Source organism: Streptococcus sp. FSL K6-1323, from assembly GCF_038630745.1.
Lineage (GTDB): Bacteria > Bacillota > Bacilli > Lactobacillales > Streptococcaceae > Streptococcus > Streptococcus salivarius_D.
Window position 1 is genome coordinate 805,499 of the sequence record NZ_CP152039.1, and the last position, 17,044, is coordinate 822,542.

Below are 17,044 nucleotides of genomic sequence, written 5' to 3' on the forward strand. Positions count from 1 at the left end.
TCTACCTCCTTTCTGAATCTACTAGTTGTGTGAAGTAGTTTTCTAAGTCTTGACGTTTGTAGTAAATTTCATCGATGTCAACTTCTTGTTTAACCAGCTCTTTGACAATTGCCTTTATAACATGGGATTTGTCAAAAATATGAATTTCATTGTCGCTGTTAACCACTTTGAAGTGTTGATGGAGTTGGTCTTGGAGAATGCGACTAGCCAGGGCTAATTGGTTAGTTTTAAGAACGATATAGTCTTCGCTGAGATGTTCGAATTCGTCCTTAGTGATTTCACGGATGATGTGACCGTGATCAATAATGCCAAAGCGGGTTGAAACTTGATAGAGTTCAGACAAGATATGGCTAGAGATGAGAACTGTCATACCTTGCTCTTCGCTCAATTTTTTAATCATTTGGCGGAATTCTTTGATAGCAACTGGGTCGAGACCATTAATCGGTTCATCTAAAATAAGTAGGTCTGGTTTTGCAATCAGTGCAATAGCGATACCTAGACGTTGCTTCATACCCAGTGAGAAACTACGAAATTTTTTCTTGCCAGTGTGTCCAAGTCCAACTGTATCAAGGATTTCATCAATGACCTTGTCAGGATTTGGAACGTGATGAATCTTGCAGTAGTAACGTAGGTTTTGACGTGCATTGAGATGATTCAGGGCAACTGGTGTTTCAATCACAGAGCCAACACGTTTCAGTGCGTGAGTCCACTCTGATTTGGAGGTAGAGTGGAAGAGGGAAACACTGCCTTGGCTAGGGCGGATGAGTTTAGTGATGACTTTAATCAGTGTTGTCTTACCTGCCCCGTTTCTTCCGATAAGGCCATAGACCTCACCCTTTTCTAAGGTCAGGTTTACATTGTCGAGTGCTAGGTGTTGGCCGTAACGTTTAGTCAGATGTCTGACCTCAAGTACCTTTTTCATGATAAGCCTCCTTTCGCTTATTTGATACCGCTTTCTTTTCATCTTTATTGTAGTATAAAGTCATTAAATAAACATCAAGAAATTCTCAAATATTTCTTAAATTTTTCAAGAAATCATGAAAATGGTGGTGACTAAATTCTGATAGTATGTGCTTTAACTCACGATTAAGGTAAGGCCTCTCTCTTTGTGCTATAATGAAGAAAAACGTTGAATGTAAAGTTTATTTTGCCTTTTACTAGGAGTCTTTTATGACAAACTATTTGGTCCAGAGGTTTCTCTGGTTTCGTGAGCGAGGCTTCGTCCAAATTACGCAGAAAACCTTGGTTTCGCTCTTTCCCTTTTTCCTATTTTCAGGAATTATTCGGGTGATTTCACTATCTGTCTTTTCGGAGCTTGGTTATATTAACCAATTGTTTTCAGTTTCTGACTGGTTACCGGCCTTTAAGATAACTGGGCAGGTGCTCATTAATCTTTCCAACTTTCTTGGTGGCTTAGCCGGGCCCTTATCAACCTACTTTGCAGGAAAATACACAGCTGGTCACTATGGTAGAAGTACTGGTACAGCTGGTGTGACATCCCTTTTGGTTAGCTTAATTATAGGATCGCAGGAGCTGTTGCTGTCACCACTAAACGATGGTGTTTTGACTCGTATCAATTTACCGGCTTCAATCAACATTATGTTGGCTATCTTTGTTGGCTATCTGGTTGGCCAGATTTTTCGCTTTTCAAGAGCTAGTGATGATCAGATTGTGGACAAGGACTATATTTATCAACCAAAGACCGTCCGTCCCATTTTTTTGTCACTCATTTTAGCTATTGGACTTAACATTCTCTTTGTGATTGGAGAGCAAGATAATGTTTTTCTGACGATTAGGCAGGTTACCTCTACCTTTACTGTAACTGATAATCACCTGTTCTCAACCTTTATGATGGGACTTTTGAACACTTTTTCTGCTTGGATTGGAAATAGTCAGGCTTTTGCCCTAAATTCAATTGCCGAGGATAGTTTTGCCTTGGAAAATTTGACCTATGCTGTTTCCCATCATACGACGACTGGGCTTCCCCACCTTTACACACTAACAAATCTTTATCATAGTTATGGCTTGGTTGCTGGCATTGGCTCAGGGCTAGCCCTCTTGGTGGCTCTGCTTTTAGCATCAACCAGTTATAAGGATAAGAAGGTGAGTCTTCTAAGTGTCTTTCCTAGTCTCTTTAACAATGGGGCTCCATTTATGGTGGGGATACCAGTCTTGCTTAATTTAGTTTATCTGCTTCCTTTCCTATTGGCACCTATGATCAATATGGCCATTGCTGCGGTGGCCTTGGCTATTCATCTTATGCCAGCTGCGGTTTATCCAGTTCCAGATGGTACACCAAGTCTTCTTTTCGCCTTTATCGGAACTGGGGGTAGTTTACGAGCTCTTGCTGTTAGTCTGCTCTGTTTTGCAGTCGACATTGTTATCTTTATTCCATTTGTGCGTCTGTCTAATAAAGTACAACACGGTCTAATAGAGGAAGGAGAGAGCATTGAAACTAAATAAAAAAACTAAGTTGGTCTTTATCCTTGTTGCTTTCTTTCTCATTGGGCTAGCCGTCCCATCCTATAGTTGGACTAGGAAAAATATCAAGGAAATAGAGACTTTCTATAATTCAAAATTGTCTCCCATTATCATGATTCCAGGGAGCTCCGCTACGGAAAATAGATTCGATGGCCTAGTACGTAAACTCAATCAAGACCGTCGTGGTGTCAAGCATAGCCTTCTCAAAGTCAAGGTCTGGAACAATGGACGGATTACCTTTGAGGGTAAAATCAAGGATAAGGATAACGAGCCAGTCATTGTTATTGGATTTGAGAATAACAAAGATGGCTATTACAATATCAAGAAACAAACCAAGATGATGAATCAGGCATTTGAAGCCTTGCAGAATAAATACAATTTCAATAATTTTAAAGGGTTGGGGCATTCAAATGGTGGCTTGATTTATACGGCTTTTATTGAAAATTATCTTAGCGACTACGATGTCAAAATAAATTCTTTGATGACTATCGGAACGCCCTATAATTTCACTGAAACCAATATTAAAAATAAATCGGTCATGCTAGCAGACTTTATAGCTGCTAAGGAGAATATTCCGTCTACCCTACATGTCTATTCGGTAGCGGGAACCATCACCTATGATTCGGACGAATTGGTTCCCGATGCTAGTGTGTCCGCTGGGAAATATATCTATCAGAATCAGGCAAAAAGTTATACTGAAATCACTGTTACAGGTGAAGATGCCCAACACTCGGATTTACCAACCAATGATGAAGTAGTGGAACTAATCAAACAACATATCGAAGGACAAGGTGTTCGTAAGAAGCAAAAGACCAATCTAGAACCTCAATAGGCTAGAATACTATGTATTATTGGTCTAGTTAGTTATTATCAAAAACAAAAGAATAGAGTCTACGATGGCTCTATTTTTTTGTGTAAGACTAACTCTTTAAGTTGTTGTAACTCCTTGTTTTACAACGTTGGTTTTGTTATAATTGATTGAAAAGAAAAAGATGAATGAGAGGTTCTTGATATGCAAATTCCAAGTCGCTTTACCATAGCTGTCCATATTTTGACCCTTATAGCACAAAATAAGGGAAATGAAACTAAGCTAACCAGTGATTTAATGGCAGGCAGTGTGGGGGTTAATCCAGTTATTATCCGCAAAACCTTGTCGCAACTGAAGAAAGCAGACTTGATTTCTGTTCAAAGGGGAAGTGGAGGAGCCACATTAGTCAAGGCACCAGAGGAGATTAACCTTTTACAGGTTTTTCGTGCGGTGGATAGCATCGGTCCAAGTGGCAAACTCTTTAGTTTTCATGACAATCCTAATCCAGCGTGTCCAGTAGGACGTAATATCCATGGGATTTTGGATCAGAGCCTAGAAGACGTTCAAATGGCAATGGAAAAAGAACTCGAAAAGAAAACTTTGGCTGGTATTTTAAAGGATGCTAAGGCCAACTGGAAAGAAACTGGAGCTTGATTTTTAGATTTTAAACTATAAGAAATCGAAAGTTTTTCGGTTTCTTTTTTAATTCCCAAGTTGTAATGATTGACGTGACAATAGAAAAAGTTATAATGTAATTTATATAATTACAACAAAGGAGAAAATCATATGACATACGACTACAATAGTAAGATTTACCTCGCAGAAGCGGTACTCAATGTGAAGGATTTGGCACGTCAGACAGTCTTTTATACACAGGTTATAGGACTTGAAATCCTATCTCAAACTGCAACAGAAATTGTTTTGGGTGCTGGAAACAAGCCTCTAGTTCACTTGATTGAAACCAATCGTGTGGAAGCGGTCAAGTCTAGTTATGGTCTTTACCATATGGCGATTTTGTTGCCGTCTCGCGAGGATCTGGCAGATGTTTTCAAACATATTGCTGAGCTGGACTATCCTTTTGTTGGTGCCGCTGACCATGGTTATAGCGAAGCCCTTTATTTGGAGGACCTTGAGGGTAATGGCATTGAGCTCTATCGAGACAAGCCTGTTGCTGAATGGGATATTCGTGAGGATGGTCGCATCGTTGGGGTAACAGAAGAACTCTCAGCCCAAGAAATTTACGATATGGGACGCAAGGTTGAACCTTTTGTGATAGCTAAGGATACTCGCATGGGGCATATTCACTTATCGGTCAAGGATAGTCAGCTAGCTTCAGCTTTCTATCAGGAAGTTTTGGAGTTAGCAGATAAATTCACTATTCCAAGTGCTAGTTGGATTGCTTCAGGCGATTACCATCATCACCTAGCGGTCAATGAATGGGGTGGAAAGGACTTGGCCAAACGTGAAGAAGATATGTCTGGTCTTGCCTATTACGTCCTTGAAGTAGAAGACAAGGAAGATTTGATTGCTATTGCAGAGCGTGCTAATAATCGTGGAGCTGAGGTCAAATGGTTATCTTCTAATGTCTTAACATTCGAGGATAATGACGGTATTTTGACACGGATAAGAAAAAAATATTAACAATTAGTGATTTTTAAGTCGTAACCATTGACATTACATTAAGGATCTATATAATAGTTATTGTAATCAAAGTTATTACAAATAAACTTAACAATTTTAACAATTAACATATATCACAAAGAAAGAGGAAATAACGATGACAAACTTTACAGATTTACAAACAAAACGCCGTTCTATCTATGCATTGGGAAAAGATGTGGAACTTTCAAATCAAGAATTGATTGATACTATCCAAGAAGCGGTTCTTAACACACCAACTGCTTTTAACTCACAAACATCACGTGTGGTTATCTTGCTGGATGAAGAATCAGATGCTTTCTAGAATGAGATTGCTTATTCAGAACTTGAAAAAGTGACACCTGTAGAAGCCTTCGAGGGAACAAAAGAACGTTTGAAAGGTTTTGCCCATTTGTTTGAAGCTGATGAACAAGCCTTGGAGTATGCCACTAAGCGAGATATTCTCTATCTCGACTTAGGGCCTGCAGGACAGTAGTCAGTAGAAAGTGATGTTGAGTCAAAAACATATACTTCTGAAGTACGTTTGATTGGTGGCCTTGGAAATGTCGGCGGTGAACAAGAAGTACATTTCAATCTTGAATTAGCCAAAGAGTTGGTAGGTAGAGCCTTGAAAGATAAGGAATTCACCTTCAAATTGGTTGATATGACAGATAATAAGATGGTTGATCTTGGTGAAACAACCAATGATGCCACTGGTAAAATTGTCTTTTCAAATCTTGTTCTTAACCAACCTGGTACCTACCACTATCGTGTGACAGAAGTTCCTGGTAATGATAGTGACGTCGTTTATGATAAGCTTCAAGCTGATGTGACTGTCCAAGTGGCTAGAGAAACCACAGATGGCCGAGAAAAATTAGTGGCCAAAGTGGTTTATCCAGATGACGTTATCTTCAACAATAAATTGGTCACACCAGCCAAAGCTAAGATTCAATTTAGCAAGGAATTGAGCAAGTCAGGTGTAAATCAAGCTTTGACTGCTAATGAATTCCAATTTGTCCTCAAGGATAGCGCTGATCATGTGGTCGAAACTGTAAGTAATACAGCAGATGGTCGTGTTGCCTTTAGTAACCTTAGCTTTGAAAAACCAGGTACCTACACTTATACTGTTGAAGAAGTCAAAGGTAATAACGAAGACATCATCTATGATGGTATGAAAGCAACGGTATCAATTACCGTGACACGTGACGGAGAAGCCCTAGTATCAAGCGTTACAAATCCAAAAGACACTATCTTCAATAACTACGTCAAAGAATTGAAACCAGCTAAAGCTAAATTCGTATTGACTAAAGTTCTTGCAGGTCGTCAACTTCAAGATGGTGAGTTTAGCTTCGTTCTCAAAGATGAAAAAGGTAATGTTGTCCAAACTGTGACTAACGATGCTAAAGGTAACATCAACTTTGACAGTATTAGTTATGATAAACTAGGTGTTTATTTCTACACAGTCGAAGAAGTCAAAGGTTACGAATCTAATGTGGTTTATGACAGCATGGTAGCTAAACTTAAAGTGACGGTTACTAAGAGTGTTGGTGATAAGGAAAACTTGCTTGTAGTAGCAGTTGTCTTTCCTTTGGATACAGAATTTAACAATAGTTACATTCCACCAAAACCACCATATGTTCCACAAACACCATCAGTGGTTTCTACAACTTCATCAGTGAAACCCGAACCAGCTATGCCAGTTCAATCTTCTGTGAAATCAGAACCTCAACTTCCAGAAACTGGTCAAGCCAGTGATAAAGCCTTGCTTGCTCTTGGAGTGGCAGCAGAAGTAGCTGTAGTCACGGGTATAGCCTATAACCGTCGTCGTAAAGATATTTAAGGTGATAACTAAAAAACAGCTTGAAACTTTTGTTTCAAGTTGTTTTTGCTTTTTCAAGTTTGCAATTGTTATACTAGGACACGAACTCAATATAGGGAGTCTTAAGGAGTAAAATAAACTGTTTTTTGAAGATGTCAGGTGGTGTTGGAAATTCTTGAGAAATCCACAGTTGGATGATGTTAAGGATATTGAGGAGAAATAATTCTTGTAAGAAAGGTTTTGGCATTTGAAGGTCTACCTTTGTTGGACTCATATTTTCTTTGATCCATTTTCCATAAGTGATTTGCAAGAAGCTTCGCCAACTTGGATCAGCTTCGGTCGTGTAAAGACATCTTAGCCAGGTTCTTTTAGAGTAAAGTAAGGGAATAATATTATCGCCAAAGAGTGTGATTGGATCTTTAGTGGTTAGATCCTGTTCGATATGAGAATGGATATCGGCATCAATCATTTCATGAATATACTGAATTAATTCATCATAATTGTTAAAATGATTTTGATAAATAGACTGCCTAGATATGCCTGCCTCCTTAGCAATTTGGGTTAAGGTAAAGTGAGTGCTAGAAGGGTGTTTAGAGGCGAGCGAGAAGAAGGCATTGATAATATTTTCTCTAGTTCCTTTAGGCATAAGAATCTCCTTAGTCTTTTATAATTATATTATATTGAAATGCTTTTCAAAATCAATAGTTGTGCTAGCAAAAGAGGGATAAAAAGCTGACACCGTGTAAATTTGTGAGGTAAGTCTATCCGATAAAGCGAGAATTTCCTATGGGAAAGAGTAGGTAGAAAACTAAGTTTAGTTGTTGCAGTTACAGATTTAGAGATTAGCTTTTTTGGGAAAGGTCATTGACAGGACGCCAAGTTTTTACTCTTGATTTCACCTTCTTTGAGATTTAATATAAATTTAACTAGTTAATATAAATTTAACTAGCACCACGGGTTATTATATAATTGTAAATTACTTATGAGCACAGAATACTAGTTGAAACTGCTTATTTGTGGGTTAGGGATAATATTGTATGTACTTAATAAGAGGAGGTATAGAACATAATTCTAAAAATAAATGATAATTTTATCTATCTTGAATTGTCAAATTAAGTGCATACTTTCCCCATAGAATACTTCATAAGGTGTTTTCCAGTTAAGACATTTTCGTGGCCTATTATTAAGTTTGTTCTCCCATAGCTGAATAGTCTGATCATCAACCAATGTTAGATCACTACCCTTTGGAAAATATTCTCTAAGTAATCCATTCGTGTTCTCATTGGTTCCTCGTTGCCATGGAGCATGAGGGTCAGGAAAATAGACTTCAATGTTCAATTGATCACTCAATTTCTGATGATACGTGAATTCTTTCCCTCTATCAGGAGTTACTGTATACTTCGTCAAGGGTTCTAACAGTTTTACCATAGCTTCTATTACCAACTTGCTTTTCTTAACAGCTACCTTTTTGATTTTTAGAAAACGAGAATAACGGTCTGTTAGAGTCACTAAACAAGCTTTTCCAGTTTTACCTGCAACAGTATCGGCTTCCCAATCTCCTATTCTAGTTCGATTATTAGCCTCTTCTGGTCTTTCGTGAATTGTATGAGAAATGGATATTTTCCCTCTATTTTCAACATGACCTTTTGTATGACGTGTTTTCCCACGATGACGAAGTTTACGAATGACACCACGAGCACCATGAGATAATGAGTTATCCTCAAAATGTCCTCGATAAATGGCTCTATAGATTGTTTGATAACTAACAACAGTTTTCCCATACTCTAAGCGCAACCGACCTTCTATTTCTTCAGGAGACCATTGGTAATCGAGAAATAGATGTTTGATGGTATTGCTTAAATTGTGATCTATTTCAAGCATCCGTTTCCGCCCACAGTGTGATTTGGCATTATGGTACGATTCCTGTGCATGATTTGGAGAATAAGCTCCTGATTTTGTATGGCGCTTCCACTCACGACTAATACTAGATGGATGACGATGAAGTAACTTAGCAATTTGAGAAAAATTTAGGCCTTGCGTACGGTAAATGAGAATACTTTCACGCTCGTCTATGGTAAAATGATGGTAGCTCATAAGATTTCCTTTCGTAACTAGTTCGTTCAATTCTATTTTACTAGAAAATCTTATGAGTTTTTATTGTGCACTTATATTGTATATTCAAGATATAATTTATGGAAGGTTAGTATATATTAATTGATTCCAAAAATGAAGGAGAAGAAATGAATTCGTTACAAGACAATCATTATAAAGAAAAGAAGCCCGCAGAAACAGTTCAGTTCCTGAAAAAAAGGTTAGATGAACTTGGATTGGAAGTTGAAGAAAAGTGGTTAGATGAAAGTCATATTGGAACATATTCCTTAAGAGTTAATTTTAAAGGAACAACGATTGGAACAAATGGTAAAGGTTGCACTAAGGAGTATGCACTAGCGAGTGCATATGCAGAGTTATTTGAACGCTTTCAAAATAGCATTCTCTCCAATACAATGACATCACTGCAGAAGTCAGAAAAATACTCATTCAGATTTGAACCGAATGAAAAAGTTCTTTCAGCACTTGACATAATGAGACAAGATACTCCATTCAGTAGGTATTATTGTAAACAGCATAATATAGAACATCTTACTACTGAAGAGCAAGCAGAGCAGTTTAGAACAATCAATAAATTAGAATATATTCAACTTCATGAAGAAGATAGTTATACTTGTATTCCGTTTTATGACGTTAAATCACAAAAAGTGGTTTACATTCCAATGAGTTCAATAAGAAAACTGTACGGAAGTAATGGTATGGCTGCGGGTAACACTCCTGAAGAAGCGCTGGTTCAAGCATTCTCAGAAATAATGGAACGTGTAGTACAGAAAAGAGTGCTTAAAGAAAAGATTTCTCTCCCCGATATTCCTGAGTCAGTAGTAAAATGTTATCCATATGTTTATGATATGTATCAAAAAGCTAAAGAATTAGATGGATATAGAGTCTATTTGAAAGATTGTTCCTTAGGAGGGAAGTATCCTGTTGCAGCGTTGATAATTATAAATGAAGATACAGGGGAATTTGGGTTAAAAATGGGAAGTCATCCAGATTTTGGTATCGCAATGGAAAGAACGTTTACTGAAGCCACGCAAGGTAATGATATTATTGAATATACGAATAGAAGTATATTAGATTTTTTCAATGCTCAAACTGACAATCCCGATAATATTATGAATAGTTTTAAGACAGGACATGCTCAATATCCTCATGAAATTTTCGGTGAAGTTCCCAGTTTTCAATATACCCCAGTAAAGAATATCGAAGGTCTAACTCAGCGCGAAATACTTCAGAGATGGGTTGGAGATATTCTTAATGATGGATATGATATCTTAATTAGAGATGTTTCAACTTTAGGTTTTCCCTCTTACCACGTAATTATTCCGGGTTTATCTGAGTTAAGAACCGATACAGATAAAGAAATACGTGCTGAAAATACCAGAGTAGTAGCATCTGGTTTAATTTCTAATATATCTAAGATTAATAGAGAAAATTGCAAGTATGTGATAGGTAGTTTAGCATATTATTCTGATAGGCTTATGGAAAATACTATTACTTCGTTCATACCAGATTCAGAAAATCTGAGTATTCCTTTTGGCTCACAACATAATGGTAGCATATATTTATCAGCTATGTGTTATGCATTTATGGGAGAATTTAATAAGTCCTATATCCAATTGAGAAAATTAGCAACATATCTAGCCTCTTCAGAAGAAAATTTTGAAGAAACTAAGAGAGCGTTAATAGCTATGCATTATATGGCTTGTAGAAGTATAGGGTATTCTCACGAAGAATCACTAACTTATCTAAGAAAATTCTTTTCTTCTAGTTTATGTGACCATATTGATGATATTTTTAAAGATAGTGACCTAATATTAGTGAAACAATATCCTGAAATTTCAAAAATAGTAAATAGTGATGATGCTCTAAGGTCTTATAGATTGATAAATAAACTTGTTGATATTTTAAAAGAAAGTCGTGTTGTAAATCCAATAAGGCAAGATAACTTAAAAGAAATTTTTGAAGAAAGGGGGTGAATTTCATGAAACTAGATGATAGTTGGTTATTGACCGATATTGAGTTAAGTGAAGTTTCAAATCTAGAAATTGAGAATAATATGATGGATTTGACTTCATCTCCAGCGTGGTCTACCGCGTTGAAAATTGGTTTGAATCTATTACCTGTTGCATCTGTGTTCATACCATAAAAAGGAGGTATCTATTATGGACTATAAGAAAATGGGGTTATTGACTGATGAAGAAATTGTATCTGCTACTGAGCATGAAATGATGGCTGATGAATCTTTAGTTCTAACTTCATCTGGTATTAAAACAGGTGCTAAAGCTGCTTTGGCAGCTGCTCCTGCAGCTTCTGTATTACTACCTGTAGCTGCTGCGGCTTGATGTTGTAGCTAAAGGGGGAAGGTTTCCTTCCCCTTTAATTGCTTAATCAGCTTTGAGGCTAGTATTACCTATGGATGAAATTTTCGAAAAATATCAAAAAAGTTCAAATTTATACTGTAAGCAAGTGGATTCTGATAGAGTGTATATTTATAATTCTTATAGTAAAACTGGATGTTACTTAAATAATAAAGAATTATTTATTTTGGATGAAATGAAAGGTGATAAAAATTATTATGACATGATTGAGCAGAAAGTGTTTGCATTGTCAGAAAAGGGATATATTATCTTTCTAGAGAAACTGAAAAAGCTTAATTTGCTACAAGATTATGAACAAAAAGCACATAATTCACTAATTCAATATAAGTTGAAGTTAATAAATCCAAATGATTGGATAAGTAAGTATTTTAATATTATTTTTCCCATTTTGAGCGTGTTACTAATATGTTCTATACCCATGCTTGTATTAGGAATTGCAAGAACAGATTTATCTAAACTTTATGTCAACCTTGTAAATTGTATTAGCATTAAGACAGGAGTGGCATTTTATATAGTGTCGTTTATTTTTCTTGCCATCCACGAACTTTCTCACGCATTAGTTGCTAAAAGTAGAGGAGCTGAAATTGTTGAAATTGGATTGATGATATATGTGTTTATACCATTTGTATATGTTACGATTGCTTCTACTAGGAAGTTAAAAAATGGTAGCAAAATGTTGATAGCGATTTCAGGTATTCTTTCAAATATGTTTTTTGTAGGAATCCTATTAGTGTTATTAGAACATCGTGCTAGTCCAATTTTATTATTTTGTCTTGTTTCAAATTTTAGTCAGATAGTCATAAATGCTAATCTTTTTCTTGAAGTGGATTCATACTGGTTTTTAGAAAGTTATTTAAATCTTTCTGGTATGTATAAAAAGGTAAAAAATATATTCTCTTTTGCTAAAAATTTAGAATATTACTCTGATGACTACGATAAGTTACTAGTCATAATATATGGTATATTTTCACATTTGAATTTACTTTTCTTGCTAATACTGGTTCTTACTTTATTATTTCAAACGATTATAAGTGGAGGGAACTTCTTTTGAAAGGTTCGATAGATAAAACATTAATTATTTTTTTGCCACTATTATTGAGTGTATGGTTTATTGTTACCCGAAATATTATGACAGTTTTTCTATTTGAATTGATGATGGTATTTCAAACACTGTATTTTCATGATAGCTACATACGGAAACGGGCATTTATTGCTTCATGCCTATTCTTTAATATTTATTTTCTTGGAGCTGCTATAAAAGCACTATTCATAGAGACTTTTGATAAGGTGTTCTATTATGTGGCTATGTTTGTTGTAGCGGGATTTTTAAGTAGCATTATGATTTTATCGACGCTTGCCTTAGAAATGATAATTGAAAAATCATTTTATTTCATTCGTAAAGTTGGTATTCATCACAAGGAGGATTCTTAAATGTTGAAAATAAAATTTGTTGGTACCTCTATGAAATCTGAAGATTATACTTATTTGCCTTTACCTGAAAAATCTGTTGCTTATACTATAAAACATTGGAATGGAAAGATTTTCTTGTCAGCAATAGTATCACTTATTATTGGTTTTCTACTTTTCTTATACAAAAGGTATGTACAAAATGATGGTATATTTCCATTTGATAGACGTTTAATCATAGTTGGTTGTATTTTAGGTTTTGTACTACTCTTAGCACATGAGGTTCTCCATTTATTGCCATATCCTAATCAGTCATCAGGGATAATTGGTATTGAAGGAGGTACTTTATTTGCTGTTTGTAGTGAACCAATTAGCCGCAATGTCTTTCTTTTTTCTGCTATCTTACCATCACTTTTGTTAGGAGTGTTGCCTTTATTTGTTTTTTGTATGACACCAGCAAGTGTTGTTAAAATAAATACCTTGTTGTGGTCCGTGGGTTGTATTGGTTTAGCAACCTCTTGCCAAGACTATGTTGTCATACTCCATACTTTGTGTCATGTTCCTTCAAAAAGTAGGATTCAGTTGTCTAACGGCGAATTACATTATTTTACCAATGAATAAATATTTTATTTTTATTCTTTGGATGGGAGTTACTAACTATAGAATTTTATTTTAGTAGGGGAAGTACGATGAAGCATTTAATGATACAAATGGATAAAGTAAAAAAAGAATTTAGAGATACTCTTGCTCTAAATGAAGTTAGTTTTACGATTGAAGAAGGCGTTATTTTTGGCTTACTAGGTCCATCAGGTTCAGGGAAAACAACGACGATAAATATTCTTACAGGTCAAATAACAGCTGATAAAGGTTACTCAAAAATTTTAGGTCGCAATTCAAATCAACTAACAGATCAAGAGTTGAAAAAAATTGGCTTAGTCACAGACAGCAGTGGTTATTATGAAAAGTTAACGCTCTATGATAATGTGATTTTTTTTGCCAAATACTATGGGATTGATAACAAAACGGTGGACAATCTTCTTAAACGAGTTGGGCTCTATGATAGTCGTAAAAAGATTGCAAGTCAACTGTCAACAGGTATGAGACAAAGAATGTTATTGGTTCGTGCATTAATTAATGAACCTAAAATACTTTTTTTGGATGAACCAACTTCTGGTTTAGATCCAAATACAACAAAGACTATTCATGAATTAATTTTAGAATTGAAAAGTAGAGGCACTACTATTTTTTTAACAACTCATGATATGAGAGAAGCAACGCTCCTATGTGATTATATTGCCTTACTTAATTCTGGCGTACTTATTGAGCAGGGAAGCCCAGAAGAAATAATTCAAAAATATAATCAAGAAAAGAAGGTGAAAGTGAAATATAAAAATGGCTCAGAGACTGTTTTCTCATTAAAAAAACTAGAAGAAGTAGCTAAAAATGTGGAGAATATACTGACAATACATTCGTGTGAGCCAACCTTAGAAGATATTTTTATTGAGCTAACAGGAGGTAAATTAAATGTTTAAACAGTTTTACTCTCTTTTGTGGCTACGTTGTAAAATAATTTTGTTCAACAAAGTCATTCTCTTGCAGATTTTGATGCCTATTGGCTTGGCATATCTTTATAAATTTATGATAGACAACCAATCTGAGTCTAAAGAACAATTGACAATTCCCTATTTAATGATTTGTTTGTCACTATCATTTGCTTTGGCAATTGGTGGACCAGTTCTTACAGTTATGGCAGAAGAAAAAGAAAAAAATAACCTAAAGATGTTGCTTTTGAGTGGGATAAGTTTTTTTAAGTATCTTCTATCTACTGTAGTATTTCCAATTATTATCTCAGCATTCTATGTCATTATTTTGCCGATTATATTAGGTGTCCAAATTGAAAATGTTACAAATTACACTTTAGTTTGTGTTTTAACAGTTATTGTCATTTTATTACTTTATCTTTTACTTGGTTTGTTAGCCAAATCCCAAGTTATGGCTCAAACATTTGCTATTCCAACGATGCTAGTATCTGCTTTTTTGCCCATGCTTTCCAATATGAATAAAACGATTTCTAAAATAGTCGATTACAGTTATATGGGATTTTTTACTAAATTTTTTACTAAATGGAAAGATTTTTTGTGGAATCATTCAGTTGTGCAACTCATCAGTATATTAATTTGGATATCTTGTTTGCTCTTTTTTGTTACAGTAGTAGCTAAAAAACAAAAGTAGTGATTTTCTAAATCTTGAATTGTCAAATTAAGTGCATACTTTCCCCATAGAATACTTCATAAGGTGTTTTCCAGTTAAGACATTTTCGTGGCCTATTATTAAGTTTGTTCTCCCACAGCTGAATAGTCTGATCATCAACCAATGTTAGATCACTACCCTTTGGAAAATATTCTCTAAGTAATCCATTCGTGTTCTCATTGGTTCCTCGTTGCCATGGAGCATGAGGGTCAGGAAAATAGACTTCAATGTTCAATTGATCACTCAATTTCTGATGATACGTGAATTCTTTCCCTCTATCAGGAGTTACTGTATACTTCGTCAAGGGTTCTAACAGTTTTACCATAGCTTCTATTACCAACTTGCTTTTCTTAACAGCTACCTTTTTGATTTTTAGAAAACGAGAATAACGGTCTGTTAGAGTAACTAAACAAGCTTTTCCAGTTTTACCTGCAACAGTATCGGCTTCCCAATCTCCTATTCTAGTTCGATTATTAGCCTCTTCTGGTCTTTCGTGAATTGTATGAGAAATGGATATTTTCCCTCTATTTTCAACATGACCTTTTGTATGACGTGTTTTCCCACGATGACGAAGTTTACGAATGACACCACGAGCACCATGAGATAATGAGTTATCCTCAAAATGTCCTCGATAAATGGCTCTATAGATTGTTTGATAACTAACAACAGTTTTCCCATACTCTAAGCGCAACCGACCTTCTATTTCTTCAGGAGACCATTGGTAATCGAGAAATAGATGTTTGATGGTATTGCTTAAATTGTGATCTATTTCAAGCATCCGTTTCCGCCCACAGTGTGATTTGGCATTATGGTACGATTCCTGTGCATGATTTGGAGAATAAGCTCCTGATTTTGTATGGCGCTTCCACTCACGACTAATACTAGATGGATGACGATGAAGTAACTTAGCAATTTGAGAAAAATTTAGGCCTTGCGTACGGTAAATGAGAATACTTTCACGCTCGTCTATGGTAAAATGATGGTAGCTCATAAGATTTCCTTTCGTAACTAGTTCGTTCAATTCTATTTTACTAGAAAATCTTATGAGTTTTTATTGTGCACTTATATTGTATATTCAAGCTCAATTGATTTTTGAAACCCTTTTCACTACAATAGAGATACAGAAAAGGAGGCAGTGATGAAGTATATTGATTTTGCTGAAAATGAGCGTTTGTCAACGATTGTCCTTGGGATGATGCGTATTAGCGAATTGGGTGAAGACGAGGTGGAGGCCTTGGTGGAGGCAGCCTTGTCGATTGGAATCAACACCTTTGATCTGGCGGATATTTATGGAAATGGACAGTGTGAGGTCCTGCTGGGCAAGGTTATCAAGCGTCGTCCGGATCTTCGGGACCAGATGTGGATCCAGTCCAAGTGTGGGATTCGCAAAGATGGCTTTACCTATTTTGATTTTTCGAAGGATTATATTTTGGATTCCGTTGATGGCATCCTCGAGCGTCTGCAGATTGAGCGTTTAGATAGCCTTCTCCTTCACCGACCGGATGCCCTCATGGAACCTGAAGAAGTGGCAGAAGCCTTTAATCACTTGGAGCAAGCTGGCAAGGTCCGTCATTTTGGGGTATCCAATCAAAATCCTATGATGATGGAATTGCTCAAAACGACAGTCAAACAACCTCTCAAGGTCAACCAGTTGCAGTTGAGTGCAGCCTTTACGCCGAGCTTTGATGCAGGTTTTCATGTCAATATGGAAGGACCGAAGGCAGCCATGAGAGATGGCAGTGTCTTTGAATATTGTCGCTTAAATGATACGGTGATTCAGGCTTGGTCTGTCCTCCAGCATGGCTATTTCAAGGGAAATTTTGTCGGCAAGGAAGAGTTTGCGGCCCTCAATCACGTCCTCAATGACTTGGCAAAAAAATACCAAGTCACTCCGACAGCCATCGCCCTTGCTTGGGTCCTTCGCTATCCAGGTAAGATGCAGGCTGTCATCGGAACGACCAAGCCTCAGCATGTCCTTGAAGCAGGGAAAGCAGCAGAAGTTATCCTAACCCGCAAGGAATGGTACCAAATCTACCTGGCTGCAGGAAATGATTTGCCTTAGAATCTTGTTATCAAACCAGATTCCACTCTTATCGGTAGTCTGGTTTTTTGTTTTGTGGTCTTCAGTTTTTTCTTGACAATCCTTTCCTTTTT

The 17,044-nt window shown here is 36.2% G+C and carries 18 protein-coding genes and 1 pseudogene; 15 read left to right on the forward strand and 4 right to left on the reverse strand.

All coding sequences use genetic code 11. The features are described 5' to 3' along the window. Position 1: 1 nt before the first annotated feature. Positions 2-922, reverse strand: coding sequence for an ABC transporter ATP-binding protein (locus NST80_RS03550; protein WP_021151675.1), 921 nt, complete (start codon positions 920-922; stop codon positions 2-4). A 248-nt stretch (positions 923-1,170) separates the two neighbouring features. Between NST80_RS03550 and NST80_RS03555 the strand changes: the two genes are divergently transcribed. The 6 genes and pseudogenes from NST80_RS03555 to NST80_RS03580 all read left to right on the forward strand — a co-directional run bounded on the left by NST80_RS03555 (position 1,171) and on the right by NST80_RS03580 (position 6,767). Continuing rightward, positions 1,171-2,463 carry a PTS sugar transporter subunit IIC gene (locus NST80_RS03555; RefSeq protein ID WP_118172359.1) on the forward strand — a complete coding sequence of 431 codons (1,293 nt, stop codon included), beginning with the start codon at positions 1,171-1,173 and terminating at the stop codon, positions 2,461-2,463. Then, the gene (locus NST80_RS03560; protein ID WP_118172360.1) at positions 2,450-3,313 is read left to right on the forward strand and encodes an alpha/beta hydrolase; all 864 of its coding nucleotides are present in this window, start codon (positions 2,450-2,452) and stop codon (positions 3,311-3,313) included. The genes NST80_RS03555 and NST80_RS03560 overlap by 14 nt, the downstream gene beginning before the upstream one ends. 180 nt (positions 3,314-3,493) lie before the next feature. Next, positions 3,494-3,943, forward strand: coding sequence for an Rrf2 family transcriptional regulator (locus NST80_RS03565; protein ID WP_118172363.1), 450 nt, complete (start codon positions 3,494-3,496; stop codon positions 3,941-3,943). Positions 3,944-4,075: 132 nt separating this feature from the next. Further along, positions 4,076-4,930 (forward strand): VOC family protein, encoded by an 855-nt coding sequence (locus NST80_RS03570; protein WP_118172365.1) that lies wholly within the window; start codon positions 4,076-4,078, stop codon positions 4,928-4,930. 136 nt (positions 4,931-5,066) lie between these two features. Further along, positions 5,067-5,336 (forward strand): annotated as a pseudogene (locus NST80_RS03575) (nitroreductase family protein); the annotation flags it as partial. A 135-nt stretch (positions 5,337-5,471) separates the two neighbouring features. Then, complete coding sequence (locus tag NST80_RS03580; protein ID WP_229056988.1) at positions 5,472-6,767, forward strand: FctA domain-containing protein; 1,296 nt, start codon at positions 5,472-5,474, stop codon at positions 6,765-6,767. Between the two features lie 73 nt (positions 6,768-6,840). Here the strand turns inward: NST80_RS03580 and NST80_RS03585 are convergent, their stop codons facing one another. Beyond that, positions 6,841-7,392 (reverse strand): hypothetical protein, encoded by a 552-nt coding sequence (locus NST80_RS03585; RefSeq protein WP_118172367.1) that lies wholly within the window; start codon positions 7,390-7,392, stop codon positions 6,841-6,843. A 461-nt stretch (positions 7,393-7,853) separates the two neighbouring features. Next, positions 7,854-8,840, reverse strand: a complete 987-nt coding sequence (locus tag NST80_RS03590; protein ID WP_013990693.1) for an IS30 family transposase — start codon at positions 8,838-8,840, stop codon at positions 7,854-7,856. A 146-nt stretch (positions 8,841-8,986) separates the two neighbouring features. On the opposite strand from NST80_RS03590, the gene NST80_RS03595 reads away from it, so the two are divergent. From NST80_RS03595 to NST80_RS03630, 8 genes are all read left to right on the forward strand, one after another. Next, positions 8,987-10,831 carry a YcaO-like family protein gene (locus NST80_RS03595; protein WP_118172369.1) on the forward strand — a complete coding sequence of 615 codons (1,845 nt, stop codon included), beginning with the start codon at positions 8,987-8,989 and terminating at the stop codon, positions 10,829-10,831. A gap of 5 nt (positions 10,832-10,836) precedes the next feature. Then, the gene (locus NST80_RS03600) at positions 10,837-11,001 is read left to right on the forward strand and encodes a hypothetical protein (protein ID WP_181971223.1); all 165 of its coding nucleotides are present in this window, start codon (positions 10,837-10,839) and stop codon (positions 10,999-11,001) included. Positions 11,002-11,017: 16 nt separating this feature from the next. Beyond that, the gene (locus tag NST80_RS03605) at positions 11,018-11,197 is read left to right on the forward strand and encodes a hypothetical protein (RefSeq protein ID WP_118172372.1); all 180 of its coding nucleotides are present in this window, start codon (positions 11,018-11,020) and stop codon (positions 11,195-11,197) included. Between the two features lie 70 nt (positions 11,198-11,267). After that, positions 11,268-12,284, forward strand: coding sequence for a hypothetical protein (locus tag NST80_RS03610; RefSeq protein WP_118172373.1), 1,017 nt, complete (start codon positions 11,268-11,270; stop codon positions 12,282-12,284). Continuing rightward, entirely contained in the window at positions 12,281-12,664 is a 384-nt protein-coding gene (locus tag NST80_RS03615; protein WP_118172375.1) for a hypothetical protein, read from the forward strand. The genes NST80_RS03610 and NST80_RS03615 overlap by 4 nt, the downstream gene beginning before the upstream one ends. Continuing rightward, positions 12,665-13,261 (forward strand): DUF3267 domain-containing protein, encoded by a 597-nt coding sequence (locus NST80_RS03620; protein WP_118172377.1) that lies wholly within the window; start codon positions 12,665-12,667, stop codon positions 13,259-13,261. A gap of 80 nt (positions 13,262-13,341) precedes the next feature. Next, positions 13,342-14,172 carry an ABC transporter ATP-binding protein gene (locus NST80_RS03625; RefSeq protein ID WP_118172381.1) on the forward strand — a complete coding sequence of 277 codons (831 nt, stop codon included), beginning with the start codon at positions 13,342-13,344 and terminating at the stop codon, positions 14,170-14,172. Next, positions 14,165-14,872: an ABC transporter permease gene (locus tag NST80_RS03630; protein WP_118172379.1), complete on the forward strand. Its 708-nt coding sequence runs from the start codon at positions 14,165-14,167 to the stop codon at positions 14,870-14,872. The genes NST80_RS03625 and NST80_RS03630 overlap by 8 nt, the downstream gene beginning before the upstream one ends. Positions 14,873-14,894: 22 nt before the next feature. Here the strand turns inward: NST80_RS03630 and NST80_RS03635 are convergent, their stop codons facing one another. After that, positions 14,895-15,881 (reverse strand): IS30 family transposase, encoded by a 987-nt coding sequence (locus NST80_RS03635; RefSeq protein WP_013990693.1) that lies wholly within the window; start codon positions 15,879-15,881, stop codon positions 14,895-14,897. A gap of 147 nt (positions 15,882-16,028) precedes the next feature. Between NST80_RS03635 and NST80_RS03640 the strand changes: the two genes are divergently transcribed. Further along, positions 16,029-16,952 carry an aldo/keto reductase gene (locus NST80_RS03640; protein WP_118171903.1) on the forward strand — a complete coding sequence of 308 codons (924 nt, stop codon included), beginning with the start codon at positions 16,029-16,031 and terminating at the stop codon, positions 16,950-16,952. The last annotated feature ends 92 nt before the right edge of the window (positions 16,953-17,044 follow it).